Genomic DNA, 2,092 nt, shown 5'->3' on the forward strand with positions numbered 1-2,092 from the left:
GGCCCCGGGCGCGCCCTACGCCAGGTCGGCGGTGCGTCCGAGGGCGTCCGGCTGGCTCTCCTCGATCCGCCGCAGCATCCGGCCCAGCATCGCGGAGAGCGCGGCGCGGTCCTCGCCCGCGACGTCCTGGAGCAGCTCCTCCTCGAACACCGCGGCCATCCGCATCGACTCCAGCCACTTGTCCCGGCCGGTCTCGGTCAGCTCGATGATCACCCGCACCCGGTTGTTCTCGTCCCGCTCCCGGGTGACCAGGCCGTCGGCCACCATCCGGTCGATCCGGTGCGTCATCGCGGCCGGGGTGAGCCCGAGCCGCTTGGCCAGCTCGCCCGGCCCCAGCTGGTACGGGCTGCCGGCGACCACCAGGGCCTTGAGCACCTCCCACTCGGCGGAGGTGATTCCGAGCACAGTCAGCTGGCGGTCGTACGCCACGCCCATCCGACGGGAGACCCGGTTGAGGGTCTGCACGATGGTCTCCACCTGGGGGTCGACGGTGGGGAACTCCCGCTGGTAGAGGGCTACTTGCTCGGCGATGCCGAACTCCAGGGGGGTGGCCGGGGCGGGCTTGCCGTCAGCCGGCCGCGGCTTGTCCGTAGTCATGCGGACCAGTGTCGCACGAGCGTGCACCCCTTAAGCCTTTGACTCCGCACTCTTCTGGTGCTAAGACTTTATCTCGTCAAACTTTAGCTCTGAAATCTTCTGGACTTAAGAGTATCCAGTCGAAACCAGGAAGGGATGTGCACGGTGACCGGCACGGTGAAGCAGCAGAGGCAGCGGCGGGGAGCGGGCGGCCCGCTGCGCCGCGTCCAGATCGGCAACGCACTCAGTGCGTTCGGCAGCGGGTTCACGATGCCGTACATGTTCGTGTACGTGGACCAGGTGCGCGGGCTGGGGTCGATGGTCGCCTGGATGGTGTTCACCCTCTTCGCGCTGGCGGCCCTCGCCGTCCTCCCGTTCATCGGCCGCGGCATCGACAGGTACGGCCCCCGCCCGGTGCTGCTGGCCGGTACGGCGCTCGCCGCCACCGGCGCGTTCGCCTTCGGTCACGCCACCGGCACCCCGGCCCTGCTGGTCTCCGCCTTCCTGTTCGGCGCGGGTGTCACCACCTGCCAGCCGGCGCTCGCCACGATGATCGTCCGCTGCTCCACGGCGGCCACCCGCTCGCGTGCCTTCGCGCTCCAGTTCACCCTGGTCAACCTGGGCATGGGCATCGGTGCGCTGGTCGGCGGGCAGATCGTGAACGTGTCCGACCCGGCCAGCCTCACCCGGCTGTTCACCATCGAGGCGGCGACGTTCCTCGGCCTCGCCCTGGTCACCGGCACCGCCCGGATGCCCAAGGTCCAGCTGACCGCCGTCCACGGGAAGGCCGACGGCCCGACCGGCCTGCGCGCCCTGCTCGCGGACAAGGCGATGGTGCGGCTCTGCCTGCTCGCCGGGCTGATCTTCTTCACCTGCTACGGCCAGTTCGAGTCCGGCGTCGCGGCCTTCGCGACCTCCACGGTCGGCACCGCGCCCTCCACCCTGGGCTTCGCGATCGGCGCCAACGCGCTGACCATCGTGGTGCTGCAGATGTTCATGGTGCGGATCACCGCGCGCCGCCGCCGCACCACCGCGATGGCCGCAGCCGGCGTGGTCTGGCTCGGCGCCTGGGCGATGGCCCTGGTGGCCGGTCTGATCCGGACGGAGACCATGGCCGCCACGGTCGCCATCGTCTCGATCTACGCCCTCTTCGGCGTCGGCGAGTCGCTGCTCGCGCCGACCATGGGCCCGATCGTCGCCGACCTCGCCCCGGCCCGGCTGCTCGGCACCTACAACGCCGGGTACTCCCTGGTGAAGCAGATCGCGATCGCGGTCGGCCCCGCCGTCGGCGTGCTGCTGGTCGGCTCCGGCGCCTGGCCGCTCTACCTGGCGGCCATGGCGGGCTCCACGGTGCTGATCGTCGCCCTGGCGCTGCGGCTGCGCCCGCACCTCACGCCGGAGCAGGACAACGCCGCCCCGGCCGTGGTCCACGCCGTCCCGGTCCGGGAACTGCAGACCGCCGCGTAGCGGAACGCCCCGAATGGGCGTTCGTCACGGGCTCCGACCAGGTCACCTG

General features: G+C 71.1%; 2 protein-coding genes. One reads left to right on the top strand and one right to left on the bottom strand.

What is annotated here, in order from left to right; translation table 11 throughout:
* Positions 1-15 precede the first annotated feature (15 nt).
* Positions 16-597: a MarR family winged helix-turn-helix transcriptional regulator gene (locus ACFU6K_RS37670; RefSeq protein ID WP_380670962.1), complete on the bottom strand. Its 582-nt coding sequence runs from the start codon at positions 595-597 to the stop codon at positions 16-18.
* A 144-nt stretch (positions 598-741) separates the two neighbouring features.
* On the opposite strand from ACFU6K_RS37670, the gene ACFU6K_RS37675 reads away from it, so the two are divergent.
* Positions 742-2,043: an MFS transporter gene (locus tag ACFU6K_RS37675; protein WP_380670964.1), complete on the top strand. Its 1,302-nt coding sequence runs from the start codon at positions 742-744 to the stop codon at positions 2,041-2,043.
* The last annotated feature ends 49 nt before the right edge of the window (positions 2,044-2,092 follow it).

Origin of the sequence: Kitasatospora sp. NPDC057512, from assembly GCF_042802135.1 — a bacterium.
Taxonomy (GTDB): domain Bacteria; phylum Actinomycetota; class Actinomycetes; order Streptomycetales; family Streptomycetaceae; genus Kitasatospora.

What these genes read in the sequence shown, in the direction of transcription:
- ACFU6K_RS37670 (WP_380670962.1), bottom strand. Translation starts at nt 597, where the DNA reads ATGACTACGGACAAGCCGCGGCCGGCTGACGGCAAGCCCGCCCCGGCC.